We start from the raw sequence: 17387 nt of genomic DNA, 5'->3' as shown, positions 1-17387 counted from the left end.
CGTCCGTTATGGCGGGCTCCCCGCGAAACCGTTAGATTCCGTGTTCTCAGGGGAGCTGGAAGAACATCGGATGTCTGCGCCCGCACCTTCGTCGTCCCAGCCCGACATGACCCGCTTCGCGGACGTGGCCGCACCGCCGCGCGTGCGCCGCCTGCTGGCCGCGCTGCACGGGCTGGCGGTGCAGACCCTCACCGCCCCGCTCAAGCTGACCATCGTGGAGCTCGAACGCGAACTGTTCCGCGACGCCGAACGCGCGCGCAACAGCCAGATCCAGGCCGACATTTTTGCCCAGGCCCGCCAGCTGCACGAGGTCAACGCGCAGTTCGGCCCGCGCTTCCTGGACGCGCTGGCCGACAGCCTGGCCACGCTGCGCGGCCCACGCCATACCCAGCGCATCGTGCCGACCGACGTCTCCGTCCCGGCGACCGCGCTGACCCTCGTCAACGACACCGACGTGGACCGCGACATCGTGCTGGTGGACATCATCCGCCGCGAAGCCCAGCGTTCGGCCAGTGCCCTGCAGTTGCTTGGCCAGCGCTTCGGCGTGCTCGCCGCCGGGCCCGCCTTCGATGCCGATGACCTGCCGTTCGGCCCGCAGGCGCTGTGCCGGATCGTGCGCGAGCTCGGCGAACAGTTCGCGCTGGGGCTGGAAACGCAGCTGGCGCTGTACCGCGTATTCGACCGGCAACTGCTGGAGCGGCTCGGCGAACTGCTGGAACGCGCCAACATCCTGCTCGCGCACGAGGGCGTGCTGCCCGGGCTGGTGTACACCCCCTACCTGGCGCGCTCGGCGACCACGCGCCGGATCATCACCGGGCCCGAGCGCGGCCTGCCCGGCGCACGCGGAGGTGCCGCCGCGCGGCCGCTGACCGGCTGGAACGGCGGCGCGCCGAGCGCCGGCTGGGCGGCGATGACCCAGGAGGCCATGGCGATGGCGGCCCCGGCCGCCGGCCCGGCCTGGAGCGCGCCCGGCGGTGACGCTGGCGCTGCACCTGCACCTGCACCTGCATCGTCGTCCGCCTCTGCGCCGGCCAGCAACGCCGCGCCTGCGACGGCGGACCTCGGCGCCCCGGCGATGTCGGCCCTGCACCAGTTGCTCGGCGCCGCCCGCCAGGCGCATGCCGCCGGCACGGTGCCGGGCGGCGACGCGATGGCGGTGCAGGCCGTCGCGGCGACCAGCGAGCTGCCCGGGCAGTCCGGGCAGTCCGGGCAGCCGACCGACAGTGCGTTTCTCGCCCCCGAATCCCCCGCCGCACAGGCCGTGCCCGCCGAAGCCGTGCACGCCACGCTGGCCAGGCTGCAGAGCCAGGCCGTCGCTCCGGGGGGTGCCCGCCGCAGCATGGCCGACCTGCACAACGCCCTGCTCGCCCAGGTCCGCGCCGACCATGGCGCGCACGCTGCCCTGACGGTCAAGGACAGCGACACCTTCGACCTGCTCGACATGCTGTACGGGCAGATCCAGCGCGAGGTCCGGCCCGAGGCCGTGGCCGCCGACCTGCTGACCCGTCTGCAGGTCCCCGTGGCCCGCGCGGCCTTGTCCGACCCGGCCTTCTTCGTCCGCGACCAGCACCCTGCGCGCGAACTGCTCAATGCGGTGGCCGAGGCCGGCGCCAACTGGCTGGGCGAGGAGGACGTGGATCCGCAGCTGGTGCAGAAGCTGGGGCATGCCGTGGATCAGGTGGTCAACGAATACGACGGCGACGTCGCCGTGTTCGACACCGCCAACGAAGAAATCCAGCAGCACTTCCGCGCCCTCGCCCACAAGGCCGAACTGGCCGAGCGCCGTCATGTCGAAGCGGCCCGCGGCAAGGAGCGGCTGGAAGCGGCCAAGCAGCAGGCCAGCGCCAGCATCGAGCAGCTCTGCACGCAGGCCGCGCCACCCCGCTTCGTGCAGGCGCTGCTGAAACAGGCGTGGTCGGATGTACTCACGCTCACCCTGCTGCGCAACGGCGAGACTTCGCCGCAGTGGCAGCAGCGCCAGCAGGAAACCACCCGGATCGCCGAGGTCACCTGCCTGGCGCCGGGTGCGGCCGAACGCGACGAGGCACTGGGCACCCGGGTCGAGTCCGCGTTGCTGCAGGTCGGCTACCACCAGGACGAAGCGGCCGCGATCGCACGCCGGCTGTCCACGCCCGGCGGCGCGGACGACAGCAGCTCGCGCACCGAACTCACTGCCCGCCTGCGTGCACGCACGCGCTTGGGCGAACAGGCCGAGGCCAGCGATCCACGCAGGGTCGCCCCGCTGGCCCGCAGCACCGCCGAGGACGACTGCTATCGCCAGCTGCGCACGCTGCCATTCGGCACCTGGTTCGAGTTCACCACCAACCAGCAGGGGGATATCCGCCGGCAGCGGCTGTCCTGGTACAGCCTGATCACCGACAACGCCCTGTTCGTCAATCAGCGCGGACAGAAGGTCGGCGAACATTCCCTGGACGCACTGGCACGGCTGATGGCGCACGGCCAGGTGCGGATCGTCACTGAAGACAAGGGTCGGCTGATCGACCGCGCCTGGCAGGCGACGCTGCGCACGCTGCGTTCGCTGGCGGGTACCCCTGCGGAGAACGCCGAATGACCTCGCCCGATACCCGACGCGCACCCCGCCGCCAGGTGGCCGAGTTGGTCCAGGTGACCGACCGGATGGCCGAGACCGTGATCGGTCGGCTGGGCAATGTCTCCGAAACCGGCATGCTGATGCTGGCGTCGGTGCCGATGCAGGACGACGCGCTCTACCAGCTGCAGTTCACAATCACCGGCCCGCAGGGGCAGCCTCTGCTGATCGATGTCGGTGTGCATCTGCTGTGGAGCGAGCAGACCCATGCACCCGGCCAGGCTTGGGTGGGCTTCCGCTTCCTGACCCTGGCGCGCGAATCGCGCGAGCAGCTGCGGCAGTGGATCGCCGAGGAAACTTCGGCAGTCTGAGCGCCGGTTCCGGCACAGCGCCGAGGGCCCGATTGCGGCAGAATCTAGGGCTGCATTCCGCACTGTCAGCGAGCCTCATGCCATGAACCATCCAGACCTCGGCGCCCTGTATTCCCACCATGCCAGCGTGATGCGCCAGCGCGCCGACGAAGCACTGGCCCGTGGCGGCTTCGATCATCTGGTGATTCCCAGCGGCACCCAGCATTACCAGGCATTCGATGATCGCGATTACCCGTATGCGGTCAACCCGAACTTCAAGGCCTGGCTGCCGCTGACCAAGCTGCCCAACAGCTGGCTGGTTTACACGCCGGGCCAGCGGCCCACGCTGATCTTCTACCAGCCCTTCGATTACTGGCACGTGGTGCCGGATGCGCCGAACGGCTGGTGGGTCGAGCATGTCGACATCGAGATCATCCGCACACCGGACGCTGCGCTGGCACTGCTGCCCAAGGATCCCACCCGCTGCGCCATTCTCGGCGAGCCGCAGAGCGCGCTGGGCGCGTTCGTGCCGAACAATCCGGCACCGGTCATCGACTACCTGGACTGGCAGCGCGGCTACAAGACCCCGTATGAAATCGCCTTGATGCGCGAAGCGCAGCGGCTGGGCGTGCGCGGCCACCGCGCTGCCGAAGCCGCGTTCCGCGCCGGTGCCAGTGAATTCGAGATCCACATGGCGTATTGCCGCGCGGTCGGCCAGGACGCCAATGAACTGCCGTACGGCAACATCATCGGCCTCAACGAACATGCCGCCGTGCTGCACTACACCGACCTGGGCCGAAGCGCGCCGACCCCGCTGCGCAGTTTCCTGATCGACGCCGGCGCCAGTGCCCATGGCTATGCCAGCGACATCACCCGCACCTATGCCGCCAGCGGCCATGACGAATTCCAGGCGCTGATCGACGCGGTCGACGCGGCGCAGCAGCAGATGGGTGCCGGCGTGCGCGCCGGGGTGGACTACAAGCAACTGCACATCGACGCGCACCTGTCGCTGATGGGCATCCTCAAGGACTTCGGTGTGCTCACCGTCTCGCCGGAAGCCGCGCTGGCCACCGGCGTGAGCGCGGCGTTCTTCCCGCATGGCCTCGGCCATCTGATCGGGCTGCAGGTGCACGACGTGGCCGGCTTTGCCGCCAGTGACCGCGGTGGCCGCATCGAGCGTCCGCAGGGCCACCCGTACCTGCGCATGACCCGCGCACTGGAGCCGGGCATGGTGGTCACCATCGAGCCGGGCGTGTACTTCATCGACATGCTGCTGGACGAAGTGAAGCAGGCCGGCAACGGCGCCAGCATCAACTGGGACCGCGTGGACTTCTTCCGTCCGTATGGCGGCGTGCGCATCGAGGATGAAGTGCTGTGCACCGAAGGCGATGCCGACAACCTGACCCGGCCGGTGTTCGCGGCGGCCAGCTGAGGGGGAATGCGGGTGCCGGCCCACGGTCGGCACCACCCCGACAATCCCGACATCGCGGTAGTGCCGGCCGCTGGCCGGCTCCTCACGATGCCTGGATTCCATGAGGAGCCGGCCAGCGGCCGGCACTACCGGTGTGATGCGCCGCACGGCCACCGGTGCCTTCGTCACGCACCCCGCAGCCACCCATGGGGTGGCTCTACCGTGAAGCGGATCAGCGCTTCGCCATTTCTTCTTCGATCTCATCGGCACTGCGTGCCAACGCAGCGGTCAGCACCTGATGGCCGTCCTCGGTGATCAGCACGTCGTCTTCGGTGCGGATGCCGATGCCACGCCAGCGCGCTTCCACGCTGCGGTCGTCCGGTGAGACATAGAGGCCCGGCTCGATCGTGAACACCATGCCCGGCTCCAGCATCCGCGAATCGCCGGCCAGCCGGTAATCGCCGACGTCGTGCACGTCCAGGCCGAGCCAGTGCCCGGTCTTGTGCCGGTAGAACCGCTGGTAATGCGCTTCGGCGATGTTCTCTTCCAGCGTGCCCTTGAGCAGGCCCAGCCGCAGCAGGCCCTCGGTCAGGGTCTCCACCGCAGCCAGGTGGCCGGCTTCATAGGCATTGCCCGGGCGGGCCTGGGCCAGCGCCGCCGCCTGCGCCGCACCGACCAGGTCATGCAGCGCGCGTTGCTCGGCGGTGAAGCGGCCGTTGACCGGGAAGGTACGGGTGATATCACTGGCGTAGCCGCGGTACTCGGCACCGGCATCGATCAGGACCAGATCGCCATCGTGCGAGCGCGCGTTGTTGTCGCGGTAGTGCAGGATGCAGCCGTTGGCACCGGCACCGACGATGCTGCTGTAGGCCGCGCACGCATCATTGGCACGGAACACACGCTCCAGGTCGGCCTGCAGTTCGTACTCGTGGATGCCCGGCCGCGCCACGTGCATCGCGGCACGGTGGGCCTGCACGCTGATGTCGGCGGCGCGCTGCATCACCGCGATTTCCGCGGTCGATTTGAACAGCCGCTGCTCGTGCAGCAGGTGGCCCAGCTCCAGGAATTCATGCGGCGGCTGCGCACCATGGCGCACCTGCGAGCGCACCCGGTTGACCCAGCCGATCAGCTTGAGATCGAACTCGGCATCGCGACCGAAGTGGTAGTACACCCGCGAGCGCCCTTCCAGCAGACCGGGCAGGATGTCGTCGAGGTCGTCGATCGGGTAGGCGTCGTCCATGCCGTACTGCGACACCGCACCTTCCTGGCCGGCGCGCGCGCCATCCCAAGCTTCGCGGTCGGCGTCGCGCTCGCGGCAGAACAGGATCACCTCGCCATGGCGGCGGCCCGGAATCAGGACCAGCACGGCCTCCGGTTCCGGGAAGCCACTGAGGTACCAGAAGTCCGAGTCCTGGCGGAACGGATAATGCGTATCCAGGCTGCGCACCCGCTCGGACGCGGCCGGCAGCACCAGGATCGCGTCATCGCCGGCCATTTCCATCAATTGCTGGCGACGACGCGTGTATTCGGCGGCGGAGATGCCGGTCAGCTGCCGGATATCCATCTCAGTTCAGGCGCTGCCGATGGCGCGCGGCCATGACGCAGTCACCGTGCAGCAGCAGCACCGCCACGCGGATGAACTCCTCGATCTCGGCCAGTGCGTCTTCGTCATCGTCGTTGCCGCTTTCGAAGTCTTCGCTGGAGGCCTGGGCCAGCTTGGCCAGATCGGTCAGGGCCTCGTCGCCCTCTTCGGACAGCGCCGGGCGGTTCTGGCCCGAGCCGAGCCCGAAGCCCCCGAGGAACGCGCGCGCCCAGGTGAACAGCGCATCGGCCTGCTGAGCGGTGTCGCTGGCATCGCTCAGCAGCAGCTCGAACGCGAAGTCACGGTCTTCCAGCTGCGCCACGCTGGCATCGAGCAGCCGCGACAGCGCGTCGCCTTCGGCCGGGGTCGGCAGGTTGTCATCGGCCAGCACGCGGGCCGGCCATTCACGCACCGGCGCACCGCCGGCGGACAGCCAGCCGCACAGGCCGCCGTGCAGTTCAGCGGCGCTGGCGCCCAGGCCCAGGGCCTGGCTGGCCTGGTTTACGTCGTCGACACTCGGGAGTTCGGTCATCTTGGGGCTACGGTTTGTGAGCGCCACAGTGTAGCAATCCACCCGTGTCCACCGGGTTGCGGTGGCCGGCACCGGGCCCCGCCCCGGTGCCCAGGGGCCAACCGCCCGCAGGCCCCGTCAATATTCGCTTGACCGCCCCATCCGCCCTTGCCTATCGTGCCGGACATGGAACCCGCCGATGCCATCGCCCAACTGCAGGCCTTCGCCGCCCGGGTGGAGGCGTTGCTGGAGCGCAACCAGCGCCTGGCCGACGAGAACCGCAGCCTGCGCCACCAGCAGGAACAGCTGGTCGCCGAACGCTCCCAGCTGCTGGCCAAGAACGAACAGGCCCGCTCCCGGGTCGAAGCGATGATCACCCGCCTCAAATCCCTGGAGCAGCACACATGAGCCAGACCGAACCGGTCAGTGTCCGCATCCTGGATCGTGAATACACGGTGGGCGTGGGCGCGGAGGAACGCGAGAGCCTGACCGCCGCCGCCCGGCTGCTGGACGCCAAGATGCGCGAGATCCGCGGCAGCAACCGGATGGCCGCGGTCGACCGGGTCGCGGTACTGGCCGCGCTGAACCTGGCCCACGAACTTCAGCAGCTGCGCGATGAGCACGCCCGCCAGGCGATCGCGCTGCAGCAGACCCTGGGCGATCTGAACCGCCGTCTGGATCGCGCCTTCGACGGCGCAGGGTGATCCACGACGGGTTCCACGCGATGGCCGATTGCACAAGTACATCGCATGGCCTTCATCGATCTGAATTGACGTGCAATCCGACCGACGAACGGACTGGTCGAATCGCACAAGAGGGCTATAATCCTCGTCGCGTTCTCTGCTGTGAACGACGGCGTGTGCAAACATTCGCCTTGTCCCTTAATTACGACCACGGGTGCGCGACGGCGCCGGGAGTGCAAGTCCGCCTTGTAGCGGGAAGCCCAATGGAACCCCAGCGTACCCACTTGAACCCCGGGTTCAAGGTCGTTTCGCATGCATCGTCACGGCGGAGAATGCAATATTCCAGCAAGAGCGGCGTTCCCTTGGGACGTCGCTCTTGTTTTATCCGCTTCCCCCGCACGCTCCGGACCCAGGCATGACCGACCCGCGCTCCGCACTGCGCCAGCAGCTGCGCCAACGCCGCCGTGATCTCCCCGCCGCCGTGCGCCTGGCCGCCGCCGAACACTTGGCTGATGGTCTGCTTTCCCTTCCTTTCGCGCCCACCCAGGGCCACGTCGCCGGCTACTGGGCGATGGATGGCGAGATCGCGCTGCACCGCTGGCAGATGCAGTTGCCCGCCGGGCTCACCTACTGCCTGCCGGTGCTGCATGAGAAGACGCTGCGCTTCGCGCCGTGGCGCCCAGGCCAGGCGCTGACCGCCAACCGCTTCGGCATCCCCGAACCCGAGGTTGCGCTGGAGGACACGCTCGCGCCGGAACAGATGGCCTTGGTCGTGGCGCCGCTGGTCGGTTTCGACGCACAGGGCCGCCGGCTGGGCATGGGAGGCGGCTGGTATGATCGCAGCTTCGCATTCCGCCACCAGCGCCCGGCGCCGCCGTGGCTGGTCGGGGTCGGCTTCTCGGTCCAGCAGGTCGATGGCCTGCCGGTACAACCGTGGGACGTCGCGGTGGATGCGATCTGCACCGACGTCTCCACCCTTGTCTGCGTACCGACCGATGGTCGGCACCTACAGTAATCAAAGACTCCGCATGACCGCACGCAAGCGCTACTGGCTGATGAAGTCCGAACCGGACGCCTTTTCCATCGATGATCTGCAGCGCGTAGGCCGCGAGCCCTGGAACGGCGTGCGCAACTACCAGGCGCGCAACTTCATGCGCGACGGCATGAAGGTCGGCGACGGGGTGATGTTCTACCACTCCAACACCAAGGTGCCGGGCATCGTCGGGCTGGCCACGGTGGCCAGCGAGGCCTACCCGGACGACACCCAGTTCGATCCCAAATCGGACTATTACGATCCCAAGGCGACCCGTGAAGAACCGCGCTGGATGCTGGTGGACGTCGCCTTCGAGCGCAAACTGCGCGACACCATTTCGCTGGACCAGATCAAGCTGCACGCCGATGCGCTGGGCGAAGGGTTCCCGTTGACCGCGCGCGGCAACCGCCTCTCCATCCTCCCGGTGACCGCCGCGCAGTGGAAGCTGCTGCTGTCGCTGGAAAAGCACTGACCCCCTTTCCTCCAAGAGTTGCCCGCCATGTCCGAAGCCAAGCGCCTGGCCGCTGAAAAAGCCATTGAATACGTCGAAGACGGCATGATCGTCGGGGTCGGTACCGGCTCCACCGTCGCCTACTTCATCGACGCCCTGGCCAAGATCCAGCACCGCATCAAGGGCACCGTGTCCAGCTCGGACCAGAGCACCGCACGCCTGAAGCAGCACGGCATCGAGGTGTTCGAGCTCAACCACACCGGCACCCTGTCGCTGTACGTGGATGGCGCCGACGAGTGCGACGGCAACAAGAACCTGATCAAGGGCGGCGGCGCCGCGCTGACCCGCGAGAAGATCATCGCCGAGGCCAGCGAGCGCTTCGTGTGCATCATCGACCCGAGCAAGCAGGTGAAGGTGCTGGGCAAATTCCCGCTGCCGGTGGAAGTGATCCCGATGGCGCGCAGCCTGGTCGCCCGCCGCATCATGGACATGACCGGCGGCCAGCCGGCGTGGCGTGAGGGCGTGGTCACCGACAACGGCAATGTGATCCTGGACATCCACCACCTGGAAATCACCGATCCGGTGAAGCTGGAGCGCGAGCTCAACCAGCTGCCGGGCGTGGTGAGCGTGGGCCTGTTCGCACGCCGTCCGGCCGATGTGGTGATCGTGGGCGGTGAGCCGCCGATCGTGATCTGATCCCTTGGCCGTCGCCCCGCGACGGCCGCCCCAACGAGGCACTCCCATGTCCCTGCTGCGCCTGCTGCCCCTGCTCCTGCTGCTGACCCTCGCCGGCTGCGCCAGCACCAACGCCCGTCACTGGGTGGAACTGGACGGCAACCGTTACCACGTTGAACTGGCCACCAACGATGACACCCGCGCCCGCGGCCTGATGTTCCGCGACCAGATGCCGGACGACCACGGCATGCTGTTCATCCACGAACGCGAAGAGCTGCAGGCGTACTGGATGAAGAACACCAAGATCGCCCTGGACATCCTGTACTTCGATGCGCAGCGTCGCCTGGTCAGCCAGCAGCGCGACGTGCCGCCGTGCTCGGCGGGCGATCGTTGCCCGCCCTACCCCAGCAGCGAGCCGGCCCGTTACGTGCTGGAACTCAACGCCGGGCAGGCCGAGAAGATGGCGCTGAAGGACGGCACCGAACTGAAGTTCGGCCCCGGCATCGCCGACGACAAGTAGAACCAGTCTGATAAACGCGCCGCGCCCTTGAATCGCGGCGCGTTTGTCGCCAGTCTTGTCCCATGCAGGGGCAGATCACATTGCCGACGTGGGAATCACTGGCCGAGCTGGACGACGAGGCGCTGCCTCTGTTGCCGACCGCGCTGCTGATCGCCCGGGACGAATACCCGGACCTGGACCCTGCCGTCTACGACGCGGTCCTGCAGAGCCACGCCGACCACCTGCGCACCGAGATCGCCACGATCGACATGTGGCCGCTGAAGATCGCCGCGGTCAATCGCCACCTGTTCGACGAGCTGGGCTACAGCGGCGACCACGGCGAGTACTACGATCCGCGCAACAGCTATCTGAACCAGGTCTTCGAACGCCGCCTGGGCAACCCGATCTCGCTGGCACTGGTGCAGATGGAAGTCTCGCGCCGGCTCGGCATCCCGCTGGACGGGGTGTCCTTCCCCGGCCACTTCCTGGTGCGCCTGCCGCTCAACGACGGCGTGCTGGTGATGGACCCGTTCAACGGGGGCCGCCCGCTGGGGGTGGAAGAACTGCGCGAACGCGCGCGCTCGCACCTGGGCGGTGAAGTGCCCGACGACGACGTGCTGGCGCAGATCCTCGACCCGGCCCCGGCGCGCGCGATCCTGATGCGGATGCTGCGCAACCTGCATGGCGTGTACGTCGAACGGGGGGAATGGGACCGCGCCGCGCGCAGTGCCGACCGCCTGCTGAAGCTCGCGCCCGAGCAGGACGACGCCCTCCGCGATCGCGGCATGGCCTACCTGCAGCTGGATTACGAGGCCGGCGCGCGCAGCGACCTGGGGCTGTACCTCAAGCGCAATGCCAAGGCCAGCGACGCGCAGTTCGTGCGCGAGAAGCTGGTCGGGCTGGGTGGTGCGGTGCCGCGCCTGCACTGAGCGCGCCGTGACGGCCGCCAGCCGACGACGCCGGGTCGTGCCTCAGTCGACTTCGACCATCTCGAAATCATCCTTGGTCACGCCGCAGTCCGGGCAGGTCCAGGTATCGGGAATGTCCTCCCAGCGCGTGCCGGGGGCGATGCCCTCTTCCGGCAGCCCGTCTTCTTCCCGGTACAGGAAGCCGCAGACAACGCACATCCAGGTGCGGAAGGTGGTGGCGGTAGCGTCGGTCATCGGATAATCACGGCGGGACAAGAGCTGACAGTGGTCATTGTCCCACTCCCGTTGCGCTACCGGTAGCCATTGATGAATCACGCTTCAGCCCCCACGCCGCCCCGCGGCGTCTACCTCATCACCCCCGACGAGCCCGATACCGCGCGGCTGCTGGCGCGCACCGCGCCGCTGCTGGCGGCGGGCGCGACCTGGCTGCAGTACCGCAACAAGACCGCTGACACCGCGTTGCGCCGCGCACAGGCGGCAGCGCTGCAGGGTCTGTGCGAGCGCTACGCGGTGCCGTTGATCATCAATGACGACGTGGCCCTGGCCCAGGCCGTCGGTGCGGCCGGCGTGCACCTGGGCGAGGACGATGGCGATATCGCCAACGCCCGCGCCCTGCTTGGCCCGGATGCCATCATCGGCGCGTCCTGCTATGACACGCTGGCGCTGGCCGAGCGCGCGGTTGCCGCAGGTGCCAGCTACGTCGCCTTCGGGGCCTTCTTCCCCAGCACCAGCAAGGCCACCACCCGCCGGGCGCCACCGGACCTGCTGCGGCAAAGCGCCGCACTGGGCGTACCGCGGGTGGCGATCGGGGGGCTGACCCCGGACAATGTGGGACTGCTCATCGCTGCCGGCGCCGATCTGGTCGCCGTCATCAGCAGCGTGTACGCCGCGCCCGACCCGGTCGCCACGCTGCACGCCTACCTTGCTTGCTTCCAGGAATCGACCGCATGAACCACGACCAGTCCCACACCCTGTTCACCCGCGCCCAGAAGCTGCTCCCGGGCGGCGTCAACTCGCCGGTGCGCGCGTTCAAATCGGTCGGTGGCGAGCCGTTCTTCGTGCAGCGCGCCGATGGCCCGTACCTGTATGACGTGGACGGCAACCGCTACATCGATTACGTCGGCTCCTGGGGCCCGATGATCGTCGGCCACAACCACACGGCCGTGCGCCAGGCGGTCAAGCAGGCGATCGGTAACGGTCTGTCGTTCGGCGCGCCCTGCGAAGCCGAAGTGACCATGGCCGAGACCCTGACCCGGCTGGTGCCCTCCTGCGAGATGGTGCGCATGGTCAACTCCGGGACCGAGGCCACGCTGTCGGCGATCCGGCTGGCACGTGGCGCCACCGGCCGCAGCCGCATCGTCAAGTTCGAAGGCTGCTACCACGGCCACGGCGACTCGTTCCTGGTCAAGGCCGGCAGCGGCATGCTGACCCTGGGCGTACCGACCTCGCCGGGCGTTCCCGCGGGCCTGAGCGAACTCACCCTGACCCTGCCGTACAACGATTTCGATGCGGCCACGGCGCTGTTCGCCGAACAGGGCGAACACATCGCCGGCCTGATCATCGAACCGGTGGTCGGCAACGCCAACTGCATTCCCCCGCGCGAGGGCTATCTGCAGCACCTGCGCGCGCTGTGCACGCAGTACGGCACGGTGCTGATCTTCGATGAAGTGATGACCGGCTTCCGCGTGGCCCTCGGTGGCGCGCAGGCGCATTACGGCGTGACCCCGGACCTGACCACCTTCGGCAAGATCATCGGTGGCGGCATGCCGGTGGGCGCTTACGGCGGTCGCCGCGAGCTGATGTCGCAGATTTCCCCGGCGGGCCCGATCTATCAGGCCGGCACCCTGAGTGGCAATCCGGTGGCGATGGCCGCGGGCCTGGCGATGCTGGAGCTGGTGCAGGAACCGGGCTTCCATGATCGCCTGGGCGCCGCGGCGGCACGCCTGTGCGCTGGGCTGGAAACCGCCGCCGCCGAGGCCGGGGTTGCGGTGACCACGACCCAGGTCGGCGCGATGTTCGGCCTGTTCTTCACCGATCAGAAGGTGGAGACCTACGCCCAGGCAATCGCCTGCGACATCGCCGCGTTCAACACCTTCTTCCACGCGATGCTGGAGCGCGGCGTGTTCCTGGCGCCGTCGGCCTATGAGGCCGGGTTCCTGTCCAGCGCCCACGACGACGCCATCATCGATGCGACGCTGGAGGCAGCGCGCGAAGCCTTCAAGGTCGTGAAAGGCTGACAAAAACGGGGACGGAGGTAATTAATAACCACCTCCGTCCCTGTTATTCAACCGAACACGAGACGGCCCTTCATCATCGCGAAGTGGCCCGGGAACGAGCAGAAGAACGTGTAGTCGCCGCCTTTGGTCAGCTTGGCGGTGGAGAAGGTGACGCTGGTGGTCTGCCCACCGCCGATCACCGGCGTATGCGCCAGCACGCGTGCATCGCCCTTGGGCAGGTAGCTGTCGGCCAACGTCGCGCGCATGCCGGCCATCGCCACCGGCTGGTAATCGGCCGTGCGGGTCAGCACCCAGTTGTGGCCCATCGCGGTCGCGGCGAGCTTGCCGGTGTGGCGCAGCGTCAGCTTCACCTGGGTGCAGTCCGCTGCAACCTTGAGTTCCTTCTGGCTGAAGCTCATCTGGTCGGTGCTGTCGAGGGCGATCGCGCAGACACGCGCATGGGCGGCCGGGGCCAGCATCAGGCCGGCGAGCAACACGGGGGCAAGCAGTTTCAAGGCGATCTCCATCGAGCAGTCCCCGCGATTCTAGTGACCGCCCGTGCAGGCGACGTGCGACGCGATGTCGCAGCGCAGCCCCCGGCTGGGTTACGGTCAGCCTTGGACCTGGACGAGACTTCCCCGATGCCCCCTGCGATCGAGTGCCTGCTGCTGGATTTCGATGGCGTGCTGGTGCGCTATGCACGGCATCTGCGCGTGCGCCATCTCGCCGCGAGCATCGGCTGCAGTGCGGCGCAGGTGCAGGCGGCGCTGTTCGACAGTGGGCTGGAGCGCGCCTACGACAGCGGCATGGCGACGGACGCGTACCTTCAGCAACTGGGTGACGCGCTGCAGACCACGATCAGCATCGCGCAGTGGCAGGCGGCGCGCATCGCGGCGTGCGCACCGGAATCAGGCGTCATCGAGCGTGTGGCACGGATCGCCCGGACGTTGCCGATCGCGATCCTGACCAACAACGGCGAATTGATGGCACGGACGATTCCGCAGCTGCTGCCGACCCTGGCCGATGCCCTGCACGGCCGCATCCTGTGCAGCGGTGCACTTGGCGGGCGCAAGCCGGACCCGGCGATATTCACCCAGTCAGTGGAACGGCTGGGCGCGCGCGCCGAGCGCACGCTGTTCGTCGATGACCTGTTCGTCAACGTGCGCGGTGCGCGACAGGCAGGCCTGCAGGCCGAGACCGCGACGGACAGCCGCGCGTTCGGCAAGGTCATGAAACGGTACACCCTGCGGTAGAGCCGACCAACGGTCGGCTCTACCTGCCGGGGACGTCGATCAGCGCGACGCGATGAACGAAGCGACCGCTGCGCGAAGCCGCTTCAGGCCTTCGGCGATTTCTTCATCGGTGATGTTCAGCGACGGCACGAAGCGCAGCACGTCCGGGCCGGCCTGCAGGGTCAGCAGGCCGTGGTCGGCGGCGTGGTCGAGGATGGGCCCGGCCTGGCCGGCGAAGTCCTTGTCCAGCACCGCGCCCAGCATCAGGCCGCGGCCGCGGACCTGGCTGAACACCTTGAACTCGTCGTTGATCCTGCCCAAGCCATCGCGCAGCGCCTGCGACTGGCGGCTGACGTTGTGCGCGATCTCGGGCGAGGACAGCTTGCGCAGCGCCACGCGGGCCACCGCAGCCGCCAGCGGGTTGCCGCCGAAGGTGGTACCGTGCGCGCCGAACTGCATCACCTCGGCGACCTTCGGGCCGGCCAGCATCGCGCCGATCGGGAAGCCGCCGCCCAGCGCCTTGGCCAGGGTGACGATGTCGGGGGTGATGTTGTCCTGCCAGTGCGCGAACAGGGTTCCGGTGCGGCCCATGCCGACCTGGATCTCATCGAGCACGACCAGGGCATTGTGCTGGTCGCACAGCTCGCGCACGCGCTTCAGGAAGCCCGGCTTGGCCGGCATCACGCCGCCCTCGCCCTGGATCGGCTCGAGCATCACCGCGGCGACATCACCGGCGGCCATCGCGGTTTCCAGCTGCACCTCATCGTTGAAATCGACATAGCGGAAGCCACCGGGCAGCGGCTCGTAGCCTTCCTGGTACTTCGGCTGGGCGGTGGCGGTCACCGCGGCCAGGGTGCGCCCGTGGAAGCTGCCGCGGAAGGTCACGATCACGCGCTGGTGCGCCGGGCGGCCCAGCGAGGAGGCCCACTTGCGGACCAGCTTGATCGCCACTTCGTTCGCTTCGGCGCCGGAATTGCACAGGAACACGCGCTCGGCGAAGCGCGAGACGGTGACCAGCTCTTCGGCCAGGCGCAGCGGCGGTTCGCTGTAGAACACGTTGCTGGTGTGCCACAGCTTGCCGGCCTGCTCGATCAGCGCCGCGGTCAGGTCCGGATCGTGGTGGCCCAGGCCGCACACGGCGATGCCGGCGGCCAGGTCGATGAACTCGCGGCCCTGGGTGTCCCAGACGCGGGCGCCCTGGCCGCGCTCGAGCACCACCTGGCGCGGTTTGTAGACCGGCAGGTAGTAATGCGACAGGGACAACAGCGGATCGGTGGCAGCGGCGGTCATGGCGGTCAGGGGCTCGGGAAAGATCCCATTCTCGCGCTTTGGGCCGGTGGGGCACAATGCGGGCCATGCGACCGTTCACCGCCCCCCAGCTCAACCCCGCCACCGAGTCCGGCTGGCGCCGCCAGTGGTTCGACATCATCTACCGCCACGACACCCGGCCCTCGCGCAATTTCGACCTGCTGCTGGTCTACGCGATCATCGCCAGCGTGGTGGTGGTCATGTTCGACAGCGTGCAGCGCTTCCACGCGGCCTATGCCGACTGGCTGTACGTGCTCGAATGGGGCTTCACGATCCTGTTCACCGGCGAATACCTGCTGCGGCTGGTGGTGGTCAAACGCCCGCTGCGCTACGCATTCAGCATCTGGGGCATCATCGACGTGGCCTCGATCCTGCCGACCTACCTGTCGCTGTTCATCCCCGGCGCGCAGAGCCTGCTGGTGGTGCGCGCGCTGCGCATCCTGCGGGTGTTCCGCATCCTCAAGCTGACCCGCTACATCGAAGAGAGCGGCGTGCTGATGGAGTCGCTGTGGCGCAGCCGCCGCAAAGTGCTGCTGTTCCTGTTCACGGTGATCACCATCACCATCATCGCCGGCACCATGATGTACGTGATCGAAGGCCCCAACCACGGCTTCACCAGCATCCCCAGCAGCATGTACTGGGCGGTGGTGACCATGGCCACGGTGGGCTTCGGCGACATCGTGCCGCAGACCGTGCTCGGCCGCTTCGTCACCTCGGTGCTGATCCTGATCGGCTACAGCATCATCGCGGTGCCGACCGGCATCTACACCGCCGAACTGGCCAATACCATGCGCGATGCCGAGCATGCCGCGCGCCGGGATGCACGCGGCTGCCCGCACTGTGGCCTGGAAGGCCACGAACCGGATGCCGTGCACTGTCGCCATTGCGGCGACAAACTGCCCCCGGTGTTCAACGTCTGATCAGCGCGCGGCGGGCCGCCAGGCAGCCCGCCGCGTGACCGCTCAGCGTGCGCCGCTGGACTGTGCCAGGCGGTTGCTCATGTCGACCAGGTCGTTGTAGCTGACCAGCAGCGCTTCGGCCGAGCCCTGCGGGTTGTTGACCCGCCCACCGCTCTCGATCAGCATCTGCTCGCTGCGGGTGTACGGCTTCCTGGATTCCACGCGCTCGATGCGGCGACCGGCATCGCGGGCCAGCGCATCGGCCGCACGCTCCACGTGCCCCCACATCGCATCGCCCTTGCCGACCTTGTCATCCTGCGCCTGCTGCAACAGGGCCTGGAACGCAGCGAGCTGGGTGCGCGCGACCGCCAGATCCGGGGTCTCGCTGTTGAGCAGCTGGGTCAGCTGCTTGCCATCGCCGAGGATCTTGATCTGGTAGTACGCCAGCGAGCGGCCTTCGGAGGCTTCAATCTCCTTGAGCTGTTCCGCGCGACGTTCGTCTTCGCGCTTTTCCAGCGCGGCATCCAGTGCAGTGCCTGCGTCGAAGAAGGCCATATAGGCTTTCATCAGCGGCGCATGCTGGGTGCGCATCCCGGCATGATCGTCGCGCAGGTAGTCTTCACGGCTGTAGTAACGGTCGGCCTGCTCGATCAACGCATACAGGTCGACGAAGGTCTTCTGGTAGTTGCGTGCCGCCGGATCCAGTGCCGGCTCGGCCGGCGTCATCGCGAGCGCAGCGACCATCGGGGCGTTGCACGCGTCCACACGATGCGACAGCACCGTACCCGGCCCACGCACCTTTTTCTCGTTGCCGGTCGGGCCGGCTTCCGGATCCTGCATCCAGCCGATGTACTGCTGGAAGCCTTCATGGATCGGCTGTTCGACGGCGTTGAAGCAGGCGATGTAGGCGTTCACCTTTTCCACGCCCTGGGTATCGGCGACGCTGCCCGGGCCCTTGCTGCAGGCGCCGAGCAGGCTGATCAAGGCGATGGCGGCGGCAAGCGGCGGGGTCCGTGTGCGAAATGACATGCGAGTGTCCATACAAAGAGGGGCACGCACC

General features: G+C 68.0%; 20 protein-coding genes and 1 other RNA gene. 15 read left to right on the top strand and 6 right to left on the bottom strand.

What is annotated here, in order from left to right:
* Nucleotides 1–70 precede the first annotated feature (70 nt).
* The 3 genes from HH110_RS03380 (at nucleotide 71) to pepQ (ending at nucleotide 4330) form a co-directional block, all read left to right on the top strand.
* A complete protein-coding gene (locus HH110_RS03380; protein ID WP_176988319.1) occupies nucleotides 71–2572 on the top strand; it encodes a DUF1631 domain-containing protein in 2502 nt (833 codons plus the stop codon).
* Nucleotides 2569–2919, top strand: coding sequence for a PilZ domain-containing protein (locus HH110_RS03375; RefSeq protein ID WP_176988318.1), 351 nt, complete (start codon nucleotides 2569–2571; stop codon nucleotides 2917–2919). Before HH110_RS03380 ends, HH110_RS03375 begins: the two co-directional genes overlap by 4 nt.
* Nucleotides 2920–3001: 82 nt before the next feature.
* Nucleotides 3002–4330 (top strand): Xaa-Pro dipeptidase, encoded by a 1329-nt coding sequence (pepQ, locus tag HH110_RS03370; protein ID WP_176988317.1) that lies wholly within the window; start codon nucleotides 3002–3004, stop codon nucleotides 4328–4330.
* Nucleotides 4331–4541: 211 nt separating this feature from the next.
* Here pepQ and HH110_RS03365 read toward each other — a convergent pair whose 3' ends face one another.
* Nucleotides 4542–5867 (bottom strand): aminopeptidase P N-terminal domain-containing protein, encoded by a 1326-nt coding sequence (locus HH110_RS03365; protein ID WP_176988492.1) that lies wholly within the window; start codon nucleotides 5865–5867, stop codon nucleotides 4542–4544.
* Nucleotides 5868–5874: 7 nt separating this feature from the next.
* Entirely contained in the window at nucleotides 5875–6423 is a 549-nt protein-coding gene (locus HH110_RS03360) for a UPF0149 family protein (protein ID WP_176988316.1), read from the bottom strand.
* A 165-nt stretch (nucleotides 6424–6588) separates the two neighbouring features.
* Between HH110_RS03360 and HH110_RS03355 the strand changes: the two genes are divergently transcribed.
* From HH110_RS03355 to HH110_RS03320, 8 genes are all read left to right on the top strand, one after another.
* On the top strand, nucleotides 6589–6810 hold the full coding sequence (locus tag HH110_RS03355) for a TIGR02449 family protein (RefSeq protein WP_019183857.1): 222 nt from the start codon (nucleotides 6589–6591) through the stop codon (nucleotides 6808–6810).
* On the top strand, nucleotides 6807–7106 hold the full coding sequence (locus tag HH110_RS03350) for a cell division protein ZapA (protein WP_176988315.1): 300 nt from the start codon (nucleotides 6807–6809) through the stop codon (nucleotides 7104–7106). The genes HH110_RS03355 and HH110_RS03350 overlap by 4 nt, the downstream gene beginning before the upstream one ends.
* 130 nt (nucleotides 7107–7236) lie before the next feature.
* A non-coding RNA gene (ssrS, locus tag HH110_RS03345) (6S RNA) lies at nucleotides 7237–7421 on the top strand.
* A 79-nt stretch (nucleotides 7422–7500) separates the two neighbouring features.
* Nucleotides 7501–8100: a 5-formyltetrahydrofolate cyclo-ligase gene (locus HH110_RS03340; protein ID WP_176988314.1), complete on the top strand. Its 600-nt coding sequence runs from the start codon at nucleotides 7501–7503 to the stop codon at nucleotides 8098–8100.
* A gap of 13 nt (nucleotides 8101–8113) precedes the next feature.
* On the top strand, nucleotides 8114–8590 hold the full coding sequence (locus HH110_RS03335; protein ID WP_176988313.1) for an EVE domain-containing protein: 477 nt from the start codon (nucleotides 8114–8116) through the stop codon (nucleotides 8588–8590).
* Nucleotides 8591–8617: 27 nt separating this feature from the next.
* Nucleotides 8618–9265, top strand: a complete 648-nt coding sequence (rpiA, locus tag HH110_RS03330) for a ribose-5-phosphate isomerase RpiA (protein WP_176988312.1) — start codon at nucleotides 8618–8620, stop codon at nucleotides 9263–9265.
* A 46-nt stretch (nucleotides 9266–9311) separates the two neighbouring features.
* Nucleotides 9312–9764: a DUF192 domain-containing protein gene (locus HH110_RS03325; RefSeq protein ID WP_176988311.1), complete on the top strand. Its 453-nt coding sequence runs from the start codon at nucleotides 9312–9314 to the stop codon at nucleotides 9762–9764.
* A gap of 62 nt (nucleotides 9765–9826) precedes the next feature.
* On the top strand, nucleotides 9827–10672 hold the full coding sequence (locus HH110_RS03320; RefSeq protein ID WP_176988310.1) for a SirB1 family protein: 846 nt from the start codon (nucleotides 9827–9829) through the stop codon (nucleotides 10670–10672).
* A 42-nt stretch (nucleotides 10673–10714) separates the two neighbouring features.
* Here HH110_RS03320 and HH110_RS03315 read toward each other — a convergent pair whose 3' ends face one another.
* On the bottom strand, nucleotides 10715–10906 hold the full coding sequence (locus HH110_RS03315; RefSeq protein WP_037553342.1) for a rubredoxin: 192 nt from the start codon (nucleotides 10904–10906) through the stop codon (nucleotides 10715–10717).
* A gap of 72 nt (nucleotides 10907–10978) precedes the next feature.
* On the opposite strand from HH110_RS03315, the gene thiE reads away from it, so the two are divergent.
* Together thiE and hemL are read left to right on the top strand one after the other, a co-directional pair.
* Nucleotides 10979–11623, top strand: coding sequence for a thiamine phosphate synthase (gene thiE / locus HH110_RS03310; protein WP_176988309.1), 645 nt, complete (start codon nucleotides 10979–10981; stop codon nucleotides 11621–11623).
* Nucleotides 11620–12909, top strand: a complete 1290-nt coding sequence (hemL, locus tag HH110_RS03305) for a glutamate-1-semialdehyde 2,1-aminomutase (protein WP_176988308.1) — start codon at nucleotides 11620–11622, stop codon at nucleotides 12907–12909. Before thiE ends, hemL begins: the two co-directional genes overlap by 4 nt.
* Before the next feature lie 47 nt (nucleotides 12910–12956).
* Here hemL and azu read toward each other — a convergent pair whose 3' ends face one another.
* Nucleotides 12957–13403 (bottom strand): azurin, encoded by a 447-nt coding sequence (gene azu / locus HH110_RS03300; RefSeq protein ID WP_176988307.1) that lies wholly within the window; start codon nucleotides 13401–13403, stop codon nucleotides 12957–12959.
* 126 nt (nucleotides 13404–13529) lie between these two features.
* On the opposite strand from azu, the gene HH110_RS03295 reads away from it, so the two are divergent.
* Nucleotides 13530–14141 (top strand): HAD-IA family hydrolase, encoded by a 612-nt coding sequence (locus HH110_RS03295; protein ID WP_176988306.1) that lies wholly within the window; start codon nucleotides 13530–13532, stop codon nucleotides 14139–14141.
* A gap of 39 nt (nucleotides 14142–14180) precedes the next feature.
* Here HH110_RS03295 and HH110_RS03290 read toward each other — a convergent pair whose 3' ends face one another.
* Nucleotides 14181–15410: an acetylornithine transaminase gene (locus HH110_RS03290; RefSeq protein ID WP_176988305.1), complete on the bottom strand. Its 1230-nt coding sequence runs from the start codon at nucleotides 15408–15410 to the stop codon at nucleotides 14181–14183.
* Nucleotides 15411–15475: 65 nt separating this feature from the next.
* On the opposite strand from HH110_RS03290, the gene HH110_RS03285 reads away from it, so the two are divergent.
* Complete coding sequence (locus HH110_RS03285) at nucleotides 15476–16348, top strand: ion transporter (protein ID WP_176988304.1); 873 nt, start codon at nucleotides 15476–15478, stop codon at nucleotides 16346–16348.
* A 42-nt stretch (nucleotides 16349–16390) separates the two neighbouring features.
* Here the strand turns inward: HH110_RS03285 and HH110_RS03280 are convergent, their stop codons facing one another.
* A complete protein-coding gene (locus tag HH110_RS03280; RefSeq protein WP_176988303.1) occupies nucleotides 16391–17356 on the bottom strand; it encodes a YiiG family protein in 966 nt (321 codons plus the stop codon).
* Nucleotides 17357–17387: the final 31 nt, after the last annotated feature.

It is taken from the genome of Stenotrophomonas sp. SAM-B (assembly GCF_013387485.1).
In the GTDB taxonomy this organism is placed as follows: domain Bacteria; phylum Pseudomonadota; class Gammaproteobacteria; order Xanthomonadales; family Xanthomonadaceae; genus Stenotrophomonas; species Stenotrophomonas maltophilia_AA.
Note: the sequence above shows the minus strand (reverse complement) of the source record. Positions and strands in the feature narration are given on the sequence as shown.